The sequence below is a fragment of the Actinomadura sp. SCN-SB genome, assembly GCF_043906805.1.
GTDB lineage: Bacteria > Actinomycetota > Actinomycetes > Streptosporangiales > Streptosporangiaceae > Spirillospora.
The window spans coordinates 19,024-40,131 of record NZ_JBIMPP010000038.1; the positions used below are offsets into that span (position 1 = coordinate 19,024).

At 72.1% G+C, this 21,108-nt stretch carries 20 protein-coding genes and 1 pseudogene; 11 read left to right on the forward strand and 10 right to left on the reverse strand.

Translation table 11 applies throughout. From position 1 onward, the window contains the following. Position 1: 1 nt before the first annotated feature. Positions 2–1,294 (reverse strand): ABC transporter substrate-binding protein, encoded by a 1,293-nt coding sequence (locus tag ACGWYJ_RS23295; RefSeq protein WP_395108386.1) that lies wholly within the window; start codon positions 1,292–1,294, stop codon positions 2–4. 106 nt (positions 1,295–1,400) lie between these two features. Here ACGWYJ_RS23295 and ACGWYJ_RS23300 point away from each other — a divergent pair, with 106 nt between their 5' ends. The 6 genes from ACGWYJ_RS23300 to ACGWYJ_RS23325 all read left to right on the forward strand — a co-directional run bounded on the left by ACGWYJ_RS23300 (position 1,401) and on the right by ACGWYJ_RS23325 (position 8,182). Next, positions 1,401–1,991, forward strand: coding sequence for a TetR/AcrR family transcriptional regulator (locus ACGWYJ_RS23300; RefSeq protein ID WP_395108388.1), 591 nt, complete (start codon positions 1,401–1,403; stop codon positions 1,989–1,991). Between the two features lie 169 nt (positions 1,992–2,160). Continuing rightward, on the forward strand, positions 2,161–2,919 hold the full coding sequence (locus tag ACGWYJ_RS23305; protein ID WP_395108389.1) for an enoyl-CoA hydratase/isomerase family protein: 759 nt from the start codon (positions 2,161–2,163) through the stop codon (positions 2,917–2,919). 4 nt (positions 2,920–2,923) lie between these two features. Beyond that, positions 2,924–4,996, forward strand: coding sequence for an acetate--CoA ligase family protein (locus ACGWYJ_RS23310; RefSeq protein ID WP_395108390.1), 2,073 nt, complete (start codon positions 2,924–2,926; stop codon positions 4,994–4,996). Beyond that, positions 4,993–6,144, forward strand: coding sequence for an acyl-CoA dehydrogenase family protein (locus ACGWYJ_RS23315; RefSeq protein ID WP_395108392.1), 1,152 nt, complete (start codon positions 4,993–4,995; stop codon positions 6,142–6,144). Before ACGWYJ_RS23310 ends, ACGWYJ_RS23315 begins: the two co-directional genes overlap by 4 nt. Positions 6,145–6,153: 9 nt before the next feature. Continuing rightward, entirely contained in the window at positions 6,154–7,047 is an 894-nt protein-coding gene (locus tag ACGWYJ_RS23320) for an MBL fold metallo-hydrolase (protein WP_395108394.1), read from the forward strand. 310 nt (positions 7,048–7,357) lie between these two features. Further along, the gene (locus ACGWYJ_RS23325) at positions 7,358–8,182 is read left to right on the forward strand and encodes an SAM-dependent methyltransferase (protein ID WP_395108396.1); all 825 of its coding nucleotides are present in this window, start codon (positions 7,358–7,360) and stop codon (positions 8,180–8,182) included. Positions 8,183–8,201: 19 nt separating this feature from the next. Here the strand turns inward: ACGWYJ_RS23325 and ACGWYJ_RS23330 are convergent, their stop codons facing one another. Continuing rightward, positions 8,202–8,867 carry a dienelactone hydrolase family protein gene (locus ACGWYJ_RS23330; protein ID WP_285700400.1) on the reverse strand — a complete coding sequence of 222 codons (666 nt, stop codon included), beginning with the start codon at positions 8,865–8,867 and terminating at the stop codon, positions 8,202–8,204. 116 nt (positions 8,868–8,983) lie between these two features. On the opposite strand from ACGWYJ_RS23330, the gene ACGWYJ_RS23335 reads away from it, so the two are divergent. Then, entirely contained in the window at positions 8,984–10,396 is a 1,413-nt protein-coding gene (locus tag ACGWYJ_RS23335) for an RtcB family protein (protein ID WP_395108397.1), read from the forward strand. 22 nt (positions 10,397–10,418) lie between these two features. On the opposite strand, the gene ACGWYJ_RS23340 is transcribed toward ACGWYJ_RS23335, so the two are convergent. Beyond that, positions 10,419–10,865: an archease gene (locus ACGWYJ_RS23340; RefSeq protein ID WP_395108454.1), complete on the reverse strand. Its 447-nt coding sequence runs from the start codon at positions 10,863–10,865 to the stop codon at positions 10,419–10,421. Further along, on the reverse strand, positions 10,862–12,073 hold the full coding sequence (locus ACGWYJ_RS23345) for a hypothetical protein (protein ID WP_395108399.1): 1,212 nt from the start codon (positions 12,071–12,073) through the stop codon (positions 10,862–10,864). Before ACGWYJ_RS23345 ends, ACGWYJ_RS23340 begins: the two co-directional genes overlap by 4 nt. A 198-nt stretch (positions 12,074–12,271) precedes the next feature. On the opposite strand from ACGWYJ_RS23345, the gene ACGWYJ_RS23350 reads away from it, so the two are divergent. Beyond that, positions 12,272–12,844 (forward strand): hemerythrin domain-containing protein, encoded by a 573-nt coding sequence (locus tag ACGWYJ_RS23350; protein WP_395108400.1) that lies wholly within the window; start codon positions 12,272–12,274, stop codon positions 12,842–12,844. 21 nt (positions 12,845–12,865) lie between these two features. Here ACGWYJ_RS23350 and ACGWYJ_RS23355 read toward each other — a convergent pair whose 3' ends face one another. From ACGWYJ_RS23355 to ACGWYJ_RS23365, 3 genes are all read right to left on the reverse strand, one after another. Continuing rightward, positions 12,866–13,945, reverse strand: a complete 1,080-nt coding sequence (locus tag ACGWYJ_RS23355; RefSeq protein WP_395108401.1) for a type III polyketide synthase — start codon at positions 13,943–13,945, stop codon at positions 12,866–12,868. 48 nt (positions 13,946–13,993) lie between these two features. Continuing rightward, the gene (locus ACGWYJ_RS23360) at positions 13,994–14,971 is read right to left on the reverse strand and encodes a ribose-phosphate diphosphokinase (protein ID WP_395108402.1); all 978 of its coding nucleotides are present in this window, start codon (positions 14,969–14,971) and stop codon (positions 13,994–13,996) included. A 173-nt stretch (positions 14,972–15,144) separates the two neighbouring features. Beyond that, entirely contained in the window at positions 15,145–16,029 is an 885-nt protein-coding gene (locus ACGWYJ_RS23365) for a LysR substrate-binding domain-containing protein (protein ID WP_395108403.1), read from the reverse strand. Between the two features lie 79 nt (positions 16,030–16,108). Between ACGWYJ_RS23365 and ACGWYJ_RS23370 the strand changes: the two genes are divergently transcribed. Then, a complete protein-coding gene (locus ACGWYJ_RS23370; protein ID WP_395108405.1) occupies positions 16,109–17,047 on the forward strand; it encodes an EamA family transporter in 939 nt (312 codons plus the stop codon). A gap of 82 nt (positions 17,048–17,129) precedes the next feature. On the opposite strand, the gene ACGWYJ_RS23375 is transcribed toward ACGWYJ_RS23370, so the two are convergent. Together ACGWYJ_RS23375 and ACGWYJ_RS23380 are read right to left on the reverse strand one after the other, a co-directional pair. Next, entirely contained in the window at positions 17,130–17,705 is a 576-nt protein-coding gene (locus tag ACGWYJ_RS23375; RefSeq protein ID WP_395108407.1) for a peptidoglycan-binding protein, read from the reverse strand. 155 nt (positions 17,706–17,860) lie between these two features. Further along, positions 17,861–18,478 (reverse strand): annotated as a pseudogene (locus tag ACGWYJ_RS23380) (DNA alkylation repair protein); the annotation flags it as partial. 311 nt (positions 18,479–18,789) lie between these two features. Between ACGWYJ_RS23380 and ACGWYJ_RS23385 the strand changes: the two are divergent. Continuing rightward, positions 18,790–19,455: a helix-turn-helix domain-containing protein gene (locus ACGWYJ_RS23385; RefSeq protein ID WP_395108408.1), complete on the forward strand. Its 666-nt coding sequence runs from the start codon at positions 18,790–18,792 to the stop codon at positions 19,453–19,455. A 48-nt stretch (positions 19,456–19,503) separates the two neighbouring features. Then, positions 19,504–19,806 (forward strand): DUF1905 domain-containing protein, encoded by a 303-nt coding sequence (locus tag ACGWYJ_RS23390; protein ID WP_395108409.1) that lies wholly within the window; start codon positions 19,504–19,506, stop codon positions 19,804–19,806. Between the two features lie 11 nt (positions 19,807–19,817). On the opposite strand, the gene ACGWYJ_RS23395 is transcribed toward ACGWYJ_RS23390, so the two are convergent. Beyond that, on the reverse strand, positions 19,818–20,756 hold the full coding sequence (locus tag ACGWYJ_RS23395) for a glycoside hydrolase family 16 protein (protein WP_395108410.1): 939 nt from the start codon (positions 20,754–20,756) through the stop codon (positions 19,818–19,820). Positions 20,757–21,108 lie beyond the last annotated feature (352 nt).

A 21,108-nucleotide genomic window follows, 5' to 3' on the forward strand; every position in this document is an offset into this window, starting at 1 on the left:
GTCAGTTCCCCGCCGGGGTCACCGGGACGTTCGGGTGGCAGGTCAGCTCGCTGGCGACACGGTACGCGCCGTCCTTGATCTGGACGAGCGCGCTGCACCCGGTCGGGGCCAGGCGCATCGCCTTGCCGTTCAGCGCGCCGACGCCGGGACTGTTGCCGGTGAGCCGGTCGGCGGCGGCCGAGAACGTCTCGGGGGTGAGCTCGGGCCCGGTCTGCTGCAGGATGCGCAGGAAGAGGTCGGCGGACCAGTAGCCCTGACCCACGGAGGTGTCGAGTTCGGCGCCCGGCGAGGACTTGGCCACGTCGTCCCTGAGCTGCCTGGCCGCCGCGGAGCCCGACTCGAACGGGACGAACGGCACGTTGACGTAGGCGCCGTCCAGGGCGCGCACCAGCTCGGGGTTCTTGAGCAGCTTGGCCTGGTAGTCGGTCGCGTTGGTGAAGGCGCCCTTGAACCCGGCGGCCTTCAGCGCGCCGTACAGGCCCGCGTTGTTCGGGGTCTGCGTGGCGGAGAACACCACGTCGACGGGCTTGCCGCCGTTCGCGGTCATCAGCCGCCGCACCCATGGCGTCCAGTCCGACGGGACGGACGTGGCCGGAAGCGGCGCCTCGGCGTACACGACGCGGAACCCGGCGGCGATCGCCGCCTGCCGGATCGGGGCGACGCCCGCCTTGCCGCCGACGCTGTCGTGCGCGATCACCGCGGCCGTCTTGCCGTCCGCGCCGCCGATGACCTTGGCGAGCATCCGCTCCCACGCGGTCTGGGTCATGCCGTTGGGCGGCGCGGTGTAGCAGCCGCCCATGCCCATGCCCCAGGCGTTGCCGCAGAACGGCGGGCTCACCGCGTGCCCGATGAACGGGACCTTGTTCTGCACGAGGTACGCGGCGCCGCTGAAGGTCGTGGAGTAGGCCGGCACGACGGCGAACACCTTGTCCTGGGTGGTCAGCTTGCGGGCGCCCGCCAGGTTGCGTCCCGGGTCGTTGCCGTCGTCCTCGGCGCCGCCGTAGTCGATCAGCCGGCAGTGGACGCCGCCCTCGCGGTTGGCGCGGTCGAACCGGGCCTTGGCGCCGATGTCGTTGCCGGCGAAGCTGACCCCGGCGGGGCTGGTCTTCAGGAGCAGACCGCGGACCTTCACGCTGGTCTTGGTGACGCCCCGCGCGCCCTCGCTGTTGCGCGAGGGGTCGCAGTCAAGCTTGGCCGACGGGCCCGTGGACGCGCGGTTGCCCGCGTCACTACAGGCCGCGAGGCTTGCCAGGGGCAGCGTCAGGCAGGTGGCGAGGACGGCCGCTCTCTTCATGGTGGGTTCTCCGTTGTTCGCAGCACGGGGTGGTGGAGGCACGGTGCTTTACCAATGCCATTGGTATGTTGGCCACGCCTAGTCGGAGCGAGTGTCGAGGAGTTCCATGGCCGGGACGGGAAAGCCACGAGCCGATCGCGCGGCGGTGCTGGAGGCCGCCTGCCGCGTCACCGACCGCGACGGGATGGACGGGCTCACCCTGGCGTCGGTGGCGGCCGAGCTCGGCCTGCACTCCTCGTCCCTCTACAACCACGTGGACGGACTGGAGGGGCTGCGCAAGAGCGTCACGGTCGCCGCGCTGGCCGAGCTCAGCGAGCGGCTGCGGGACGCGGTGCTGGGACGCGGCGGCGCCGCCGGGATGCGGGCGATCGCCGACGCCTACCGCGCCTACGCCGCCGAGCGTCCGGGGCGGTTCCGCGCTGCCACGAGCTGGCACCTGTGGTGCCGCTGGGAGGAGGTCCAGGACGCCGCGGACGGAGGACTGCGGGCCATTCACGCCGTCATCTCCTCCTTCGGTCTGGAGGGGATCGCGCTGCGGCACGCCGCCCGCGCGTACACCTCCGCGCTGATCGGGTTCATCCAGGCCGCGGACCACGCCTTCACGGCTCCGCCGAGCGCGGAGGGGACGTTCGACTACCTGGTGAGCCTGTTCTCCGATGCGTTCGCGGCGGGCCGCTGGCCGGCTTCCAACGGCTAGCGTAGATTTACCATGGTCATTGGTTTATTTTCCAGGACCGTACCTCAGTCTCCGTGACCGAGCAAGAGCTTGTTTTTTCTGGGCGACCGTCCTACCGTCCTGGTCAACGCATTGCACGCCGCGAACCCCGAACCCTCGCGGCATATGAAGCGATGTTGGGAGATCACCAGTGTCCTTGGCCGTCACCTACGCCCGCGAGGACGGCGTCGCCGTCATCACGCTCAACCGCCCGCACGCGCGCAACGCCCTCAACCGGGCCGTCCTGGACGGGCTGTGGGAGGCGCTGCACAGGTTCGACGCGGACGACGACGCGAAGGTCATGGTCCTCACCGGCGCGGGCGACGCCTTCTGCGCCGGCGCCGACCTGCGGGAGCTGCGCACGCTCGGCGGCCGGGAGGAGATGCCCGACTACCCCGTGCTCGGGACCAACATCCACGTCGCGAAACCGGTCATCGCCGCGGTCAACGGCGTCGCCTACGGGGGCGGCTTCGTCCTGGCGCAGATGTGCGACCTGTGCGTGGCAGCCGACCACGCCCGCTTCGCCGTCGCCGAGGCCCGCTGGGGACGCACGATGGTCGGCAACGCCCCGCTGCTGCCGATGATCCCGCCGCGCGTCGCGATGGAGCTGTTCCTCACCGCCGAGCCCATCGACGCGGAGCGGGCACACCAGATCGGCCTGGTCAACCGGGTCTTCCCGGCCGAGGGACTGCGGGAGGGCGCGCTCGCGATGGCGCGGGTGATCGCGGGCAACGCGCCGCTGAGCGTCCGCGCGGCCAAGGCCATGGTCGCGGCGGCCATCAACGGGCCCGCCAAGGAGCTGCGGGCCGTCGCCGAGGAGGTGTTCGCGCCCGTCTTCGCCAGCGAGGACGCGCGGGAGGGACCGCGCGCGTTCGCCGAGGGGCGTCCACCGCGATGGACGGGACGGTGACGCCGTGACCGGGCGCGACGCCAACATGCGTCTCCTGCTGCGGCCCTCGTCGGTCGCGATCGTGGGCTGCTCGCCCGTCGCGTCCGGCAAGCTCAGCTCCTGGCCGCTGCGCGGGCTGCTGCGGCACCGGTCGCCGGTGGACATCTACCCCGTGAACCCGCGGTACGAGGAGATCGACGGGCTGCGCGCCTACCCCTCGCTGCGCGAACTTCCCGTGACGCCCGATCTCGCGCTGGTCGTCGTCCCGGCCGGGGCGGTGATGGACGTCCTGGAGACGGCGGAGGAACGCGGCGTCCCGGCGGCGGTCGTGTACGGGGCGGGACCCGCGGGGGAGCCGCCGCCGACACTGGACGACCGGGTCCGCGCGTTCGCCGGTCGCTCGTCCATGGCGGTCTGCGGGCCCAACACCAACGGGATCGTCAACGTCACCGACGGGATCGTCTGCGGCCTCGCCCCGTACGCGCAGCTCAGCGACCGCCTCCCGGCCGGCGACATCGCCCTGGTCTCGCAGAGCGGCGCGCTGATCAGCTCGCTGGTGCTGCGGCTGACCGCGGCGGGACTCGGGCTGACCTGCTCGATCGCGGTCGGCAACGCCGTCGTCCTCGGCGTCGGCGACTACCTGCGGCTGCTCGCGGCCGACGAGCGCACCAAGGTGATCGTCGTCTATGCCGAGGGCGTCGCCGACCGGGACGGGTTCCTCGCCGGGGCGGACGCCGCGATCGCCGCCGGAAAGCCGGTGATCGTGTTCAAGGCCGGGCGTTCGGCCGAGGGCGGCGCCGCGGCGGCCGGGCACACCGGGGTGCTCGCCGGGCCCTACGACGCCTTCGCCGCGGTGTGCGAGCGCCACGGCATCGTCCTCGCCGACTCGGTGGAGGAGATCGCGGCGCTCGCCGCGCTGCTGCGGGGACGGTCGCGCCGCGGCGGCGGACGGGTCGGGATCGTGTCCGGGTCGGGCGGCGTCGGGGTGATCCTGGCGGACGAGGCGAGACGGGCCGGTGTCGAGGTGCCGCCGCTCGCGGACGCGACCGCCGGCCGGCTGTCGGGCCTGCTCGCGCGCAGCACCCCGCGCAACCCGCTCGACCTGACCGACCAGGTCGTCGGGGACGTGGAGCTGACCAGGCGGGTGCTGGCGGCCGTCGCGGACGACCCCGGCGTGGACCATCTGGTGTTCGGCGTCCTGCATGGCCCGCAGGCGATCCAGGACCGGATGAAGCGGGACCTGGAGGCCGTGGCCGCGTCCGGCGCCGACGTCATCGCGTACACGGCGACCGGCACGACCGCCGACCGGGAGCCCATCCTGGCGGGCGCCGGGATCCCGGTCATCGACAACGCCCCGGCCCTGTTCTCGTCCCTGGCCAAGGTGACCGCCCCGGAGCCCCGTCCGGCGCGGCCGGTGCCGCACGACCCGGCCGCCGCCGAGGAGGCCCGCGCGCTCTGGTCCGCCGTGCCGCCCGGCGGGCGGATGCCGGGGGACGCGGCGTGGCGGCTCCTGGAGCTGTACGGGATACCGGCGGCGCGCGAGCATCCCGTCACCGATGCGGCACACGCCCGCGAGGTCGCCGGCAGGCTCGGGTATCCGGTCGCCCTCAAGGTCGGCGAGGTCGCGCACCGCACGGACGAGGGGCTGGTCCGCCTGGGACTCGACGGCCCCGAGGCCGTGGAGCGCGCGCATGACGAGCTGGCGCCCGCGGGGACCGTCGTGGTGCAGAAGATGGCCGCCGCCGGGCACGAGCTGATCGCGGCCGTGCGCCACGAACCCGAGTCCGGACCGTACGTGCTGGTCGGGACGGGCGGCGTCTACACCGAGGTGCTCCGGGACACCGTCCTGATCGCCCCGCCGTTCGACCGCGACCACGCCCTGGAGGCGATCGGCCGGATGCGCGGTGCCGCCCTGCTGAACGGCGTCCGCAACACCGGGAAGGCCGACGTCGGCGCGGTCGCCGACGTGCTGGTGTCCCTCGCCGGGCTCGGTGCCGCGATGACCGGCGCGCGGGCGTCGTCCCTGGAGATCAACCCGCTGATCGTCGGCGGCCGCGGCGCCATCGCCGTCGACGTCCTGGCCACCAAGGGGAGATGAGAGTGCACTACACCGAGGAGCAGGAGGCGCTGCGCGCCGCCGTCCGCGACTTCGCCCGGAGAGAACTGCCGCCGGGCTTCGCGCGGGAATGCGACGAGCGCGGGCGGCCGCCCCTCGACGTCTACCGGCGCTTCGCCGACGCCGGGTTCCTCGGCATCGGGATCCCGGAGGAGTACGGCGGCGCCGGCGGCGACATCGTCGAGATCACCATCGTCCTGGAGGAACTGGCGAGGGCCATGCAGTCCTTCGCCAGCCTCGTGTACCGCAGCCCCATCCACGCCGGGCAGGGCCTGCTCACCTACGGGACCGAGGAGCAGCGCAAGCGCTACCTGCCGGGGATCGCGTCCGGCCGGCTGCTGTTCTGCTTCAGCCTGTCGGAGCCGCAGGCCGGATCGGACGCCGCCGCGATCAGGCTGCGCGCCGAGCGGGACGGCGACTCCTACGTCATCAACGGCCAGAAGCAGTTCTCGACCGGCGCCCACTACAGCGACTACGTGATCCTGGCGACCCGCACGTCCGACGGGGCGCGCAGGCACGAGGGCATCAGCCTGTTCGTCGTCGATCTGAAGAGCCCGGGGATCACGATCGAGCCGATCCCGACGCTGGGCGACCGCGCCAACGGCACCAACATGGTCTTCTACGACGACGTGCGGGTGCCCGCGTCCAACCTGCTGGGGGAGGAGGGCGAGGGCTGGCGGCTGCTGATGGTCAACCTGGAGCGCGAGCGGCTGAGCAGCGCGCCGATCAGCGTCGGGGCCAGTGCCGCCGCCTTGGAGCAGGCCCTGGAGCACGCGCGGACGCGCGAGCAGTTCGGCAGGCCGATCGGCGCCTTCCAGGCGGTCGCGCACCAGCTCGCCGACGTGGCCGCCGACATCTACATCGGGCGGCTGCTCACCCACGACGTCGCGCACAGGATCGCGCGGGGGGAGCGCTGCGTGTTCGAGGCGTCGGTCGCCAAGCTGTTCTGCACCGAGATGTTCAACCGCGCCGCGTACACGGGCATGCAGGTGATGGGCGGCACCGGCTACACCATGGACAGCGACATGCAACTGCACTTCCGCAACGCCCGGCTGGGCACCATCGGCGCCGGCTCGTCCGAGGTCATGCGGAACGTCATCGCCAAGGAGATCGGGCTCCCCCGCGCCTGAGGAGGCATCATGACCGACCGTGACGAAGGACCGGCCGAGCGGAGCGGCATCGGAGACGTGACGGTGATCGGCATCGTGGAGACCACGATGGCCTTCCCGATGACCCAGGCGTTCGTCGGCCTGGACGGGGAGGAGGACGCGCTCGGCACGCTGCGCGAGGACCTGCCGCCGTCCCTGTTCGACGAGCAGGGGACGCCGCTGATGGTCTTCCGCAGCCACGTCCTGCGCACCCCGCACAGCCTGATCGTCGTCGACACCTGCTGGGGGAACGGCAAGGAACGCCGGCTGGACCCGTACGCGCACATGCTCGACACCGGCTACCTCACCGCGCTCGCCGCGGCGGGCGTCGATCCGGCCGACGTGGACTACGTCTTCAACACCCACCTGCACCAGGACCACGTCGGCTGGAACACGCGGTGGACGGGCGACGCGTGGGAACCGACCTTCCCCAACGCCACGTACCTGTTCGTCCGGTCCGAGTACGAGCACTGGACGACGGTGCCGTCAGGGCAGTACGGGCACGACTCGTTCGCCGACAGCGTCATGCCGGTGGTGAAGGCCGGACGGCACCGCTTCGTCGACCCGGGCTTCGCGATCGACGACACCGTGCGGATCGTCCCGCTGACCGGCCACACCCCCGGCCACTGCGGACTCCACGTCACCTCGGGCGGGCAGGAGGCGGTGTTCAGCGGCGACCTGTTCCACACCGCCTACCAGTTCCCGCGCCCGCATTGGCGGATCGTCTCCGAGCACGACCCAGCGGAGGCACTGGCCACCAGGACCGCCTTCCTGGCACGCTTCGCCGGCACCGACGTGCGCGTGTTCCCGGCCCATTTCAACGCCCCCAGAGGCGGCAGGATCACCCGCCGGGGGGAGTTGTACGGGTTCGTCCTCTCCGGCTAGGGGGTGTCGGCCACCACCGTGTTGGTGACCTCGCCCAGGCCCCTCGACGGCGACGGTGATGGTGTCGCCGACCTGGGCCGGGCGGACGCCCGATAACCGGCTCAAAGGAACGCGACGGCCGCGATCGGTCGCCTACGATGCCCATCGGTCGGCCCATCGACCGCCCCCGGGTCACCCCCTCGGGTTCCGCGGGCGTGCCATCGGAATAGCGGGACCGCCAGCATTCTCTGACCAGTACAGCCAGGGCCCGCGGTGGTACGGATGCTGGTGCGGCCGGCCTGCCGTCCCCCTCGCGCGTGGGAGGTTTGTCATGAGCAGCGACGAGTCTTCGCGTCCATCGGACAGGCCGGAGAAGGATCCGATGGAGGACATCGACACCAGCGTCCCGCAGTCGGCCCGCATCTGGAACTACTGGCTGGGCGGCAAGGACAACTACGCCGTCGACCGGGCGGCCGGCGACCAGGTGTTGCGGGTCTACCCGGAGATGCCGGACGCGGCCCGCGCCGCCCGGCACTTCATCGTCCGCGTCGTCCGGTACCTGGCGGGGGAGGCCGGAATACGCCAGTTCCTCGACATCGGGACCGGGCTGCCGACGGTCGACAACACCCACGAGATCGCGCAGCGCGTCGCCCCCGAGGCCAAGATCGTGTACGTGGACAACGACCCCCTGGTGCTGGCGCACGCCCGCGCCCTGCTGACCGGCTCGGCCGAGGGCGTCACCGTCTACATCGACGCCGACCTGCATCAGCCCGAGACGATCCTGGAGCAGGCCGGGCGCACTCTCGACTTCGACCGGCCCACCGCCCTCATGCTGATGGGCATCCTCGGCCACATCGACGACGACGAGGCCCTGTCGATCATCCCGCGCCTCATGGACCGCCTGGCGCCGGGCAGCCACCTCGGGATCTACGACTTCACCGACACCAGCGAGGGGGTCAGGAACGCCGAGCGGCTCTACGAGGAGAGCGGCACGCTCCCCTACCACCCCCGCCCGATCGAGAAGATCGAGGGCTTCTTCCGCGGCCTGGACCTGGTGCCTCCGGGGGTGGTGCACGTCCCCGACTGGCGGCCCGACCCCTCCCCGTTCACCGGCCCGCGCGTGGACGTGGCGGGCGGCGTCGCCCGCAAGCCCTGAGCCCTGTGGCCCTGAGCCCTCAGGCCACCGGGACGCGCTGGGTCAGATAACGCTCGAACCAGCGGACCGCCAGGCCCGTCACCACGTCCAGCGTGCCGGGCTCCTCGAACAGGTGCGACGCCCCCGGTACCACCTCCAGCCGGTGCATGGCGTTGTGCATGCGCCCGGCCGCGTCGTCGTTGAGCCTCAGCACCTGGGGATCGCGGGCACCGACGATCAGCAGCACCGGCGCGCTCACCCGTTCCAGCGCGGGCCCGGCCAGGTCGGGACGGCCGCCGCGCGACACCACGGCGGCGACGTGCTCGGCACGCTCGGCGGCGGCGGCCAGCGCGCCCGCCGCACCGGTGCTGGCGCCGAACAGCCCGATCGGGAACCCGGCCGTCGGCGGCGCGTCCACCAGCCAGTCGATCGCCCCGACCAGCCGCCGGGTCAGCAGGCCGATGTCGAAGCGCAGCTCGCCCGTCCCGCGGTCGATCTCCTCCTCCTCCGCGGTGAGCAGGTCGATCAGGAGGGTGCCGATCCTCGCCTGGTTGAGCCCCTCCGCGACGGCGCGGTTCCGCGGGCTGTGCCGGGAGCTGCCGCTGCCGTGCGCGAAGAGCACCACGCCGAGCGGCTGGTCGGGCAGGGCCAGATCGCCCGGCAGCGCGGCGTCCTCGAGATCAATGGTCACGTCGGCGATGTTCATACCTCGGGGCTACCCCTCCACCCATGGCCCATGCCGCGCGTCCCACCTGCGGAGACGTGCCCGACCGGACGATCAGGAGCGTGCATGCATGGAGGGACGGGGGGTAGCCACGCGATATGGACATCGCCGAGGAGGCGCCGTACCGGTTCAGGATCGAGCCGTCCGGCGCGATGCGGGTCCCCGGTGTGGTGTTCGCGTCGCGGGAGCTGCTGCGCTCCGCGGGTCAGGCCCTCGACCAGGTGGCCAACGTCGCGACGCTGCCGGGGGTGGTCGGCGCCTCGTACGCCATGCCGGACATCCACTGGGGGTACGGTTTCGCCATCGGGGGCGTGGCCGCCACCGATCCGCGGGAGGGCGGCGTGGTGTCGCCCGGCGGCGTCGGCTTCGACATCTCGTGCGGGGTCCGGCTGCTGGCCGCCGACCTGGACTTCTCCGGCCTCGCATCGGTGCTGGATCGGGTCATGGACGGGCTCGACCCGGCCATCCCGCGCGGCATGGGACGTGGGGCCGTACGGCGGCTGTCCGGCAGCGAGGAGCTGACCGGCATCCTCACCGGCGGCTCCCGGTACGTGGTGGAGCGGGGCGAGGGCGACGAGCGCGACCTGCTGCGCTGCGAGGACTCCGGGGCGGTCGCCGACGCCGACCCCGGCCAGGTCGGCCGGCGGGCGCTGGAACGGGGCGCCCAGCAGGTCGGCAGCCTCGGCTCGGGCAACCACTTCCTCGAACTCCAGCGGGTCGCGGAGGTGTACGACCCGGCGGTCGCCGAGGCGTTCGGGCTGAGCCTGAACCAGATCTGCGTCATGATCCACTGCGGGTCGCGCGGTCTCGGCCACCAGATCTGCACCGACCACGTCCGGGCGATGGAGAGGCGGATGCCCGCGCACGGCATCCAGGTGCCCGATCGGCAGCTCGCCTGCGCCCCCGTCGAGTCCGACGAGGGCCGCGCCTACCTGGGCGCCATGGCCGCGGCGGCGAACTACGGCCGCGCGAACCGGCAGTACCTGGCCCAGGCGGCGCGGGAGGTGTTCAAGCGGATCGCCGGTGCGCGGCTCGACCTGGTGTACGACGTCTCGCACAACCTCGCCAAGCTGGAGGAGCATCAGGTCGACGGGGAGCGGCGGCGGCTGTGCGTCCACCGCAAGGGCGCCACGCGGGCGCTCCCGCCGGGCCACCCCGACCTGCCCGCCGATCTCGGCACGGTGGGGCAGCCGGTGCTGATCCCCGGGACGATGGGCACCTCGTCGTACGTCCTGGTCGGCGTGCCGGGCGCGCCCGCGTTCGCCTCGACCTGCCATGGCGCCGGGCGCGTCCAGAGCCGCCACAAGGCCGCCCGCGGGGTCAGCGGCAAGCAGCTGCGGGCGACGATGGAGGCCGACGGCATCGCGGTGCGGCCGTCGTCATGGCGCGGCCTGGCCGAGGAGGGCCCGGCGGCGTACAAGGACGTGTCCGCGGTCGTCGAGGCCAGCGAGGGCGCGGGCCTGTGCCGCAAGGTCGCGCGCCTGGCCCCGGTCGGCGTCGTCAAGGGCTGACGGGCGCGCCTGTCCCGGCTCGTCAGACGTCGATGGTGACCGCGCAGGACCAGCCGCCGTCGTTCCGGCCGAAGCGCAGGTCGTGCAGCGACACCGCCTTGGGCACCGCGCCGACCGGCCGGGCCTGCGCGGCGTCGCCGACCGTCAGCCCGCCCGTGAGCCCGCCGTCCGGCGCCGGCTCGAACCGGCCCTCCAGGACGATCTCACCCGCGACCTCCAGCAGGTAGATCACCTCGTCCAGGACGGTCACGAGCAGGTCCGCGTCCGGCCCCGGCGGGACGTCCAGCGGCACGCGGCGTCGCGGGCGGACCTCGGCGGTGTCGGCGAAGCACTCCACCAGGCCCCGCACCGCTTCGGCGACGCAGGACTCCCTGGACGGCCCCCATGCCTCGATGCGGACGTCCGCGGTGTGCGGGACGGCGCGGTGCCCGGCCTCGCCGCCCTGACCACCGCGACCGGCGGGGCTCAGCGGCGGCTCCCCGTCTCGCGCAGCTCGGCGACCGGGTGCTCGCCCTCGGTGGACAGCCGGTACTCGGCGCCGTACATCTGCCGGTGCTGGTCGATCACGCGCTCGCTCGGCGGCCTGCCGTCCCCGTTGATCTCCCGCTGCATCCTCTCGAACCGCTCGTGCGCCTCGTGGACGTACCCGGCGCCCAGGGTGGTCAGGTCGATCTGGGTGGCCAGCAGGTTCCGCACGAACTCCTTGTTCGGCTCGAAGGTGACCGGGGCGGGCAGCTCGTCCGCCAGCACGCTCTCCGGGTCGCGGCCGTCGTGGCGGCGCATCAGGTCGCAGGCGATCCGCAGGTGCTCCAGCTCCATGTTCAGGTGCAGCTCCCAGATCCCCTTCACGCCCGGGTCGGTCTCGGTCTCCATGAACGAGTGGTACAGGTAGCACTCGTTGTACTCGTGGTTGACCAGCCGCTCCCACCAGGTCTCGCCCGGGTCCACCAGGGACTCGTAGTGGGTGACGTGCTCCTCCTCCACCAGCCCGATCTCCTGGTAGAGCTGGCGCGCGATCGGCTCCATGTACATCGGGCCGACGTTCATGTAGAAGTTCATCGTCTGCTGCTCGGCCGACATGATGGTCAGCGCGTGCAGCTTGGAGATCGGCTCCGTGGTGTTCCGGTCGTAGGGGTCGCGAACGTTGTCGGCCGGGTCGCGGTGGTGCCGGGCGGTGGGCCGCCCGGGGATCATCTCGGTCAGGTCGCCGATGACCTTCTCGGCCTTGCGGTGCTCGATCATCTCGTACAGGTTGGCGTACCGGTACAGGTGGTCGAAGTCCTCCAGCACCCCGAACTCGTACGCCTGCCTGAGGTACGGGTCGGGTTCCATGCGCGCGACCCAGCCGGTGAGGTCCACCGCGACCTGCTCGTAGGCGATGGTGGTCTCCAGGACCGAGGCTTGGCCGGGCAGCAGCCAGTTGACCGCCTTCTGCTGCTGTTGCTCGATGTAGCGCACCTCGGCGAGTTGCCGCTTGACCTCCGGGTCCGGGCAGATCCGGTTGAAGTGGTGGCTGAACATGATCGCCTCCACCTCGATGCCGTTCATCGTGATGATGCGGCACTTGGTGTACGGGTCGGCCCGGTCCGGGTCGACGGGCGCCACGTTGAGCTCGCTCCAGTTGCGGATCTGCCGGTCGAGCGGGATGCCCCGGTGTTCGAGCGGGTTGAACGCCAACGGATTCACCTTTCTTCGCCGGGACGGTGTGCCGTCCGGAGGCCGATGCATGCGCGCCCGTACCCCCGGCTCGTCCTTCCTCACGCGCCCGCCGCCGCGCTTTGCGGAGTGTTTGCAGGGCCGCCGGACGGGGGCGCCCCTTCCGCGGGTACGGGGCACGCACCATCCACCGGCCGATCAACGTGCAAGGGAGCACCGATGACCACGACACCCGCGGTCCCGCAGACCGACGACATCGTCGGGCTGCTGCGTGAGCAGCACGGCCGCATCCGGGACCTGTTCGACCTGACGCTCCGCTCGTCCGGGCAGGCCCGCGAGGACGCCTTCCAGGACCTGGTCCGGCTGCTGGCCGTCCACGAGACCGCCGAGGAGGAGATCGTGCACCCCACGGCGCGGCGCGCCCTGCCCGGCGGCGAGGGCATCGTGAACGACCGGCTGGAGGAGGAGCGCCGGGCCAAGGAGATGCTGGCCGAGCTGGACGGCATGGACACCGCCGACCCGGCCTTCCTGGACAAGCTGGACCGGCTCCGCATCGAGGTCCTGACGCACGCCCGCGCGGAGGAGCGCTACGAGTTCGACCGGCTCGGGGATGAGTTCACCGACGCCCAGCGCCGCGGTATGGCGGCGGCGGTGCGGGCGGCCGAGTCCATCGCGCCGACCCGCCCGCATCCGGGGACGGAGAGCGCCACCAAGAACCTTCTCGCCGGACCGGCGGTGGCGATGGCCGACCGCGTCCGCGACTTCATCCGCGCGGCCCGCGACGGCGGTTAGCCCCGGCCGGCGACCGGGGTCTCACCAGCGCAGCAGGACGAGTTCGGCCGAGAAGCCGGGGCCCAGGGCCATCAGCAGGCCGGGCTCGTCCGCCGGCGGGCGCCGCCGCGCGATCGTCTCCTGGAGCACGTTCAGCACCGACACCGAGGAGAGGTTGCCGATCCGCTGCAGCGAGTCCCAGGTCAGGTCCAGCTCGCCGTCGTCGAGCGCGAGCACCTCCGCGATCTTCTCGATGACCTTCGGCCCGCCGGGATGGCACACCCAGGAGGACACCTGGTCCGGCGACAGCCCGTGCTCGCCCAGGAAGGAGGAGACGTCGTCGGCCAGGCACGCCTCGACCTGGTCGACCAGGTCGGCCGCCAGCACGATCCGGAAGCCGTGCTCGCCGACGTCCCAGCCCATCAGCCGTTCGGTCTCGGGATAGAGCCTGCTGCGGGTCGCCACCACCCGTGGACCCCGGCGGGCCTCGGCCGACCCGCCCCGCCCGGCCGCCTCCGCCTCCTCGCGCCGCCCGCCGATCGCCACCGCGGCCGCCGCGCCGTCCCCGAACAGGCCGCTGGCCACCAGGTTCGCCACCGAGTGGTCGTCCTGCTGGACGGTCAGCGAGCACAGCTCCACGCAGACCAGCACCGCCACCTGGTCCGGCCAGGCGCGCAGGTAGTCGTGCAGGCGGGACAGCCCGGCGGCCCCGGCGGCGCAGCCCAGCCCGAAGATCGGCACCCGCTTGACGTCCTCGCGCAGCCCGACCCGCTGTGCCAGGGCGGCGTCCAGCGAGGGAGTGGCCACCCCGGTGGACGAGCAGAAGACCAGCTGGTCGACCTGTCCGGGCGCGATCCCGGACGCCTCCAGCGCGCCGCGGACGGCCTGCTCTCCCAGCCGCAGCGCGGTGCCGATGTAGAGGTCGTTGGCGGCGGTGAAGCCCTTGAGCTTCTCGTACTCCTCGATCGGCAGGGCCAGGTTCCGACCCGACACCCGCGCGGCCTCGTGGAAGCGCCGCAGCAGGCGCTCGTCGGCCTCCGCCCACGCCGCGACCGCCTCGGTGATCTGGTGCTGGTCGTAGTGATGTTCCGGTAGGACGGTCTCTACGGCTGCCACACGCATGCATTCCCCCCGAGTTCCCGCGCTCGATTACTGGTCGTCCGGCCCGTGTCAGCTCTCGCCTTCGAAGAGCGTGGTCACCGACCCGTCGGTGAAGACCTCCCGGATGGCGCGGGCGACCAGCGGCGAGATCGACAGCACGGTGAGGTCGTCGAAGTGGAAGCCCGGGGGGAGCGGCAGCGTGTCGGTGATGATCAGACGGGAGACGGCGGACGCGGCCAGCCGCTCGGCGGCGTCCCCGGAGAACACCCCGTGCGTCGCCGCGGCGATGATCTCGGCGGCGCCGCGGGCCGCGAGCGCCTCGGCCGCCCGCACGATGGTGCCGCCCGTGTCGATCATGTCGTCGACGATGACGCAGGTGCGCCCGGCGATCTCGCCGACCACGTCCTGCACGCTGATCTCGCTGGGACGGGACGGATCCCGGCGCTTGTGGATGATCGCCAGCGCGCAGCCGGCCCGGTCGGTCCACCGCTCGGCCACGCGCACCCGTCCCGCGTCCGGCGCCACGATCGTCAGCTCGGACGACCCGACCAGCCGCGCGACATGGTCGGCCAGCAGCGGCATCGCGTGCAGATGGTCCACCGGGCCGTCGAAGAACCCCTGGATCTGGGCGGTGTGCAGATCGACGACCATGAGCCTGTCGGCCCCCGCCGCCGTGAACAGGTCGGCCATCAGCCGGGCCGACACCGGCTCCCGGCCCCGGTGCTTCTTGTCCTGCCGCGCGTACCCGAAGAACGGCGCCACCACCGTGATCCGCTCGGCCGACGCGCGTTTCAGCGCGTCCACCATGATCAGCTGTTCCATGATCCGGTGGTTGATCGGCGCGGTGTGGGCCTGGAGCACGAACGCGTCGCAGCCGCGGACCGACTCCTCGTACCGCGCGTAGATCTCGCCGTTGGCGAAGTCCTTCAGCTCCGCCGGGGTCACCCCGGTGCCGAGCCGCCCGGCCACGTCCTCGGCGAGTTCCCGATGCCCGCGGCCGGAGAACAGCATCAGCTTCCGCTCACCGGTCGCCTTGATCCCAGTCATCCGGATGCTCCGCTCGGCGTCCGTTCGGGCCGGCCATTGCCCTCCCTTGAACGATGGTCTGCTCGGCGCTGGTCTGCGATCACGTCACGCAGCCTCCTACCCGGGTGACCGCCCATAACACCGCGCGGCCCCGTCGCCGGTCCCGCGGCATGGTGCCGGGCTCGGCCGCCGAGCTAGTCCGCGCGCTTGGCGACCTCGTCCAGCGACCGGAGGAACGCCTGGGTCGCGGGGCTGGGGTTGAACGCGCTCCAGACCAGGTACTCGACCCGGGAGGGCCCGTCGATGACCGGGACCGTCGCCAGGCCCGGGTAGTTCCCGGTGATGGCCGAGGGCAGCAGCGCGATCGCCAGCCCCTGGCGCACGATCCGGACGAGCAGGTCCGGCGCCGTGACCTCGAAGGCGACGTCGCGCACGAGGCCGGCCGCCGCGAAGGCACGGTCGCTCTGGGCGCGGCCGGGGGAGTGGGCCGGGAAGTCCACGAAGGTCTCCTCGGCGAGCCGCCGGAGACCGACCCCGGCCTCGCCCGCCAGCGGATGCGTGGCCGGGACGACGGCGACGAGCCGGTCGACGGCGAGCCGCCGCACCCGCACGCCCCGGGGCCGGTCGCCCTCCGGCAGCCCGAGCGCCGCGACGTCCAGCTCGCCGGACGCCACCTGCGCGGTGAGCCGGTCGCTGCCGCCCACGCGCAGGCTGATCCGCACCTCGGGATGCCGTGCGCGGAAATGCTGGAGCACGGCGGGCATGTCGATGGCCGCGACGGTGGGGATGACGCCGACCGCGAGCCTGCCTCGTACCAGGCCCACCGCGGCGGCGGCCTCGGCCACGGCGCGCTCCGCCGCTTCGAGCGCCTGCCGCGCCGACGGGAGGAACGCCTCCCCGGCGGGGGTGATCTCGACCCGGCGGCTGGTGCGCGCGAACAGCTTCACGCCGAGCTCGCGTTCGAGGTTCGCGACCCGCTGGCTCAGCGCGGACTGCGCGATGAAACACCGCTCGGCGGCACGGGTGAAGTTGCGGGTCTCCGCCACCGCGACGACGTACCGCAACTGCTGAAGATCCATCTATTCATCTTAGAAACCGATGGATGCGATAAGAACCATATGTTGGACAGATGGTCGGGAGCGGCCGAGACTTCCGTGCATGACCACCATCACGGCACCCGCCCAGCGGCGGGCGCGGCCCGTGGGCGGGAACGGCCGAGGCCGTCCCGGCCGCCACGCCGCGCTCGTCGCCGTGACCGCCCTGGCCCCGACGGCGTGGGGCACCACCTACTCGGTGACCACCGAACTGCTGCCTCCAGGCCATCCGCTCTTCGCGTCGCTGATGCGCGCGCTGCCCCTCGGCCTGCTCGCCGTCGCGCTCTCCCGGACGCTGCCACGCGGCGACTGGTGGTGGAAGGCCCCGGTGCTCGGCGTCCTCAACATCGGCGCGTTCTTCCCGCTGCTCTTCCTCGCGGCCGAGCGGCTGCCCGGCGGTGTCGCGGCGACCCTGGGCGCGGCACAGCCGCTGATCGTGGCGGGGCTGGCCGTCGCCGTGCTGCGGGAGCCGCCCTCGTCCTGGCGGTTCGCATGGGGGACGGCCGGAGTCGTCGGGGTCGGCCTCGTCGTGATCGGTCCCGGCGCGGGACTCGACGCGACGGGCGTCCTCGCGGGGCTCGGCGGAGCCGCCGCCATGGCGACCGGCGTGACGCTCACCAAACGCTGGGGACGACCGGCGGGGGTGGGCCCGCTGACGCTCACCGCCTGGCTGCTCTCCAGCGGCGGGTTGTTCCTTCTCCCTCTGGTGCTGCTCTTCGAGGGCGTGCCCGCCCAGATCGGCGCACCGGCCGTCGCGGGCTATCTCTGGCTCGCCACCATCGGGGGCCTGGTCGCCTACGTGCTCTGGTTCCGGGGCATCGGGCGCCTGCCGGTCACCGCGACCGCGCTCCTCGGCCTGCTGTCCCCGCTGGTCGCCGCGCTTGTGGGCATGGTGCTGCTGGGCGAGGTCTTCACGCCCCTCCAGGTCGCCGGATTCGTCCTGGCGCTGTCCGCCCTGGTCGCGGGCCAGTTCAACCCCTCGTTGAACGTGCGACGGCCATAAGTTCGCGGGGCCTCCCGGCCGGAGGGGCGACCGGGAGGGGACGTTCGGGGCCGCTCACAGGAGACGACGTCCCTGAAGCGGTCTACAGGCCGGACGTGCGGGCGGCCTCGGCGCCCTCGGCGAACATGGCGCGGAAGGTGATGGGCCCCACCAGGCCGTCACTGTCGATGGACTTGCGCGTCTGGAAGTTCCTGACGGCCGTCGTGGTGCGGCTGCCGTAGATCCCGTCCACCGGGATGGCGTCGCCCAGGATGTTCAGCGCGTGCTGAAGGCCCCTGACCAGGTGGGAACGGCGGTCTCCCGGACCGGCGACACCGTGGTCGTAGCGCATCGCGAGCCAGGTCTCCGCGTCGATCCTCCCCGTCTTCGGAAGGTCCCGGGCGTCCTGGTACCTGCCGACGGCGGCGGCCGGCTCCGCGTCGAAGGCGTCGGCATCGGTGCCGCAGTCGTCGAAGAAGCCGAACTGGGTCAGGAAGCACCGGGCCGACGTGACCCGGTAGCCGGTGTCGCCCTGCTGGAGCACGACCCACGGCTGGGCCTCGATGGCCGACACGACCCGCCGGTCGGTCCTGGGGCCGTCCGCGTGCGCGGCTCCCATCGTCCCGGCGCCCAGCACGGCCGCGACCAGAATCGCGGCAAGGCGCAGTGCGATCTTCATGCATCCTCCTTTTCCGAGTTGCCCTGCGTACTCAGAAAGGGGACGCCCTCTCACCTCGGAGAGTTCATGGGAATGCCTTGATAATCTACCGAAAATTGACCTCGGGACGCGCCGACATCCGATCTTGTTGGGAGGTTTACCGATTTACTAGGCCGCTAGGCGTCTTTGAGTGACAGGTAATGTTTGCGGGTCTCGGGGCCGAGGCGTTCGATCGCGGTCCGCAGCATGACGCGCGGCATCGTGGCCGCGTGCCGGTCGAGGAAACCGGTCAGCCGCCCGGGGTCCTTCTTGCCCGCCTCGCGCAGCACGCCTCCGACGACCTTGTGCACGAGGTCGTGGTCATCGGCGACGAGGAGCTCGGCGAGCGCGAAGGCGTCGTCCACCTGGCCTTTCCGGATGAACCACAGCGTGGAGAACATCGCCACCCGGCGCTCCCACCACTTCGGCGAGCGGGCCAGGGTGTACAGGACGTCGCGCGGCCCGTCCATCAGATGGCCGCCGATGACCTTGTGCGCGCTGACGTCCACCAGGTCCCAGGTGTCGATCCGGTCGATGCGGCGCAGGTACAGCTCGTACAGCTCCCGTCGCCGGTCCGCGGACGTCCGCTTGGCCACCGCCTGGTGACCCATGATGCTCACGGCGCCGACCCGCACCTCGTGGATCGTGCTGTCGAGCAGCTTGTCGATCTCGCCGGGCGGCAGCGCGGCGTACTCCTTGGCCAGCGCGAAGACCTGGCCCATTCGCACGCCCAGGAAGTCGTTGCCGGTACGGAAGAAAGCGCCGGTTCCTCTCCACGTCCACCTGCGTGCGTTCCTTCGGCGCCTGCTCCTTCAACGCCTCCACGAACGCCTCGGCGCTCATCTCAGCGGGCCCATTGCGTCCAGCCACGGGCCACCACCCCTTCCACCCCTGCCGACTTCCACCCATACCGACCCGGAGCGCCGCGAAAATTCATCGGCGCCCGCGGCCTCGCCGCCGGGGTGGGAGCTGACCCTCGCGTCGGGGGCTACACGCTGTCCAGGTATGGACGACTTACCGTGACGGTGCCATGACGTTATGTTGACTTAGGTCTATTGTGCGGCTTATGTATCGGCGCGTCGTCGAGTTGGAGCTTGAGGCCGCGGATTGGCTGGAGCAGCTCTACACCGCGGACTTCGCCGTGGCGGCGTTCTTCCTGGGGCTGCTGGGCGTCTACGGTGCGCTGGAGGTCCCGCCGTTCACACGGCGATTGTCCGGACGGGTGCGGCGCTTGCAGGTGGTGCAGTTCTACCTCGGGTTCGTGCCCGTCGGGCTGACGTACTGGTGTACGGCCCCGAGCCGCACGGTGGTGCTGACCGTGTGGCGAACGGCCAGGCTTCCCGAGTCCTGCGAACGGGAACGGGCCCGCAGGGCATTGGAGGCGTGCGCACCGCACGAGCCGGAGCGACACGAGTCGTGGGCGAGCCTCCGCGACAGGAGGATGCGCGAACCGGGCGCAGCCGCGTTCTACGCCGACACCGCGCTGGCGGTCGGCTTCGGGCAGCGGGTTCGGCGCAGCCGCCTGCGCGGCGGGCTGAGCGTCGAGGGGCTGGCCACGGCCGCCGACACCACCGGCGAGGTCATCGCACGGTGCGAGGCCGGAGGCGTCGATCCCCGGACGCCCGTGGCGAACCGCATCGCCGCCGCGCTGGGCCTCCAACCGCCATGGCCGTCGCACCCTCCCGGCCGCCTGGCCGGGAGGGCGCCGCGCCGTCCGGAGGCGGCCGTCTAGAGGCGGCGTCCGGGCGGTCCTGTCGGTGGCCCGTGTGATGCTGGGCGTGTGCTGATCGTTTTCGATGCCGAGCTGTGGATCTGGGATGCCAGGCGTGCCGGCACCTGGACCTTCGTCACCCTGCCCGCCGACGCGTCGGAGGAGATCCGAGACCTGACCGGCGGGCGGCGCCGCGGGTTCGGTTCGCTGCGGGTACGGGTCACGATCGGCGGCAGCACGTGGACGACCTCGATCTTCCCGGACGCCGCGCGCGGCGCCTACGTGCTGCCCATCAAGCGCGCCGTCCGCACGAAGGAGGGCCTCGAAGCGGGGGACACCGCGACCGTGACCGTCGAGCTCCTCGACGATTGAGTGGGTGCCGGTCAGGTGCCGCTCTGCCAGACGGCAACGTAGTCGACGACCATGGGGCGGCCTGAGACGGTGTCGGGGGTCGGGGTGCCCCGCCCGGCGACGCCGTTCGGGAACGCGCCGCCCATCGCCACGTTCAGCAGCAGGAAGTAGCCGCCGTGGCCGGTCATGTTGGCCCACGTCGTCGCGTCCAGCCGGCTCTCGGACACGCTGTGGTACTGCTCGCCGTCCACGTACCAGCGCAACTGCTCGGGGGAGACGCTGCGGTCCCACTCGAAGGTGTAGGCGTGCATGCCCGCCTGGCAGGGTGAGCCGGGGCAGGCGCGGCTGTTGCCGAGCCCGTTGCTCTCGTTGCACGGGCCGCCGGGGTTGGTGCCGCAGTGCAGGACGCCCCAGACCGAGTCGATCCCGTTGACGTTCTCCATGATGTCGAACTCGCCGACCGCCGGCCAGTTCTGGTGGTTCCCCCGGTACGGGGAACCGAGCGCCCAGAACGCGGGCCAGTAGCCGAGGGCCTGCGCGCCGCCGACGTCCGGCATCCGGAGGCGCCCTTCGATGCGCAGCATCCGGCCCTCGGCGGGCTTGAAGTCGGTGCGCACCGTCTCGATCCGGGACGAGGTCCATTCTCCGGACGCGCTCCTGATCGGCGTGATCCGCAGGTTGCCGGAGCCGTCCAGGGCGACGTTCGCGGGGTCGGCGGTGTACCGCTGGATCTCGCCGGTGCCCCAGTCGGGCGGCCCTCCCGGGTAACCGTGCCCGGTGCTGATCAGCCAGTTCCCGGACGAGGGCGGGGACCCGGCGGGGCCGTCGAAGTCGTCGCTCCACACCAGGCTCCAGCCTGGCGGAGGAGGCGGCACCGAAGCGGACGCCGGCGCGGGCGCGGCGGTGAGGACGAGCGCGAGGAGCCCGGCGAGCGCAGGGAGGCGGAGTTTCCAGGAGCGTGCGTGTGCCATGGCGGGGGCCTTCCACTGGGGGAGCGGGAGTGGGTATCCGGTGGGTCGGCACCGACAGGTGCCGGTCAATCTCACCCATGGGAAGGCCGCTGTCAAGTAGACCGGTTTCCCTTTTCTGAAGGGGATCTGAGAAGCCAATAGATGATCTTGCTGGGGCGACACCTGGCCTTGGCGGAAGACCTCGGTGACGATCAGCGATTTCACCATTGCGGCCACGACCGCGCGAGAATAGCGACGCGCGTCCTACGCTCATCCGGTGTCGAGGCGAACCCGGAGATAACACCGTCATCGGCGGGTCGCCGCGAGGTTTCGGCTTCGGGGGTGTGCCGCATGGAGTGTCATTCCGTGTGCC

Bases quoted from the DNA above. Each gene is read 5' to 3' on its own strand.
- ACGWYJ_RS23375 (WP_395108407.1), bottom strand. From the start codon at position 17,705: ATGAAGATCGCACTGCGCCTTGCCGCGATTCTGGTCGCGGCCGTGCTG.
- ACGWYJ_RS23325 (WP_395108396.1), top strand. From the start codon at position 7,358: ATGAGCAGCGACGAGTCTTCGCGTCCATCGGACAGGCCGGAGAAGGAT.
- ACGWYJ_RS23315 (WP_395108392.1), top strand. From the start codon at position 4,993: ATGAGAGTGCACTACACCGAGGAGCAGGAGGCGCTGCGCGCCGCCGTC.
- ACGWYJ_RS23295 (WP_395108386.1), bottom strand. From the start codon at position 1,294: ATGAAGAGAGCGGCCGTCCTCGCCACCTGCCTGACGCTGCCCCTGGCA.
- ACGWYJ_RS23335 (WP_395108397.1), top strand. From the start codon at position 8,984: ATGGACATCGCCGAGGAGGCGCCGTACCGGTTCAGGATCGAGCCGTCC.
- ACGWYJ_RS23385 (WP_395108408.1), top strand. From the start codon at position 18,790: ATGTATCGGCGCGTCGTCGAGTTGGAGCTTGAGGCCGCGGATTGGCTG.
- ACGWYJ_RS23395 (WP_395108410.1), bottom strand. From the start codon at position 20,756: ATGGCACACGCACGCTCCTGGAAACTCCGCCTCCCTGCGCTCGCCGGG.
- ACGWYJ_RS23365 (WP_395108403.1), bottom strand. From the start codon at position 16,029: ATGGATCTTCAGCAGTTGCGGTACGTCGTCGCGGTGGCGGAGACCCGC.
- ACGWYJ_RS23370 (WP_395108405.1), top strand. From the start codon at position 16,109: ATGACCACCATCACGGCACCCGCCCAGCGGCGGGCGCGGCCCGTGGGC.
- ACGWYJ_RS23355 (WP_395108401.1), bottom strand. From the start codon at position 13,945: ATGCGTGTGGCAGCCGTAGAGACCGTCCTACCGGAACATCACTACGAC.
- ACGWYJ_RS23300 (WP_395108388.1), top strand. From the start codon at position 1,401: ATGGCCGGGACGGGAAAGCCACGAGCCGATCGCGCGGCGGTGCTGGAG.
- ACGWYJ_RS23350 (WP_395108400.1), top strand. From the start codon at position 12,272: ATGACCACGACACCCGCGGTCCCGCAGACCGACGACATCGTCGGGCTG.
- ACGWYJ_RS23360 (WP_395108402.1), bottom strand. From the start codon at position 14,971: ATGACTGGGATCAAGGCGACCGGTGAGCGGAAGCTGATGCTGTTCTCC.
- ACGWYJ_RS23320 (WP_395108394.1), top strand. From the start codon at position 6,154: ATGACCGACCGTGACGAAGGACCGGCCGAGCGGAGCGGCATCGGAGAC.
- ACGWYJ_RS23330 (WP_285700400.1), bottom strand. From the start codon at position 8,867: ATGAACATCGCCGACGTGACCATTGATCTCGAGGACGCCGCGCTGCCG.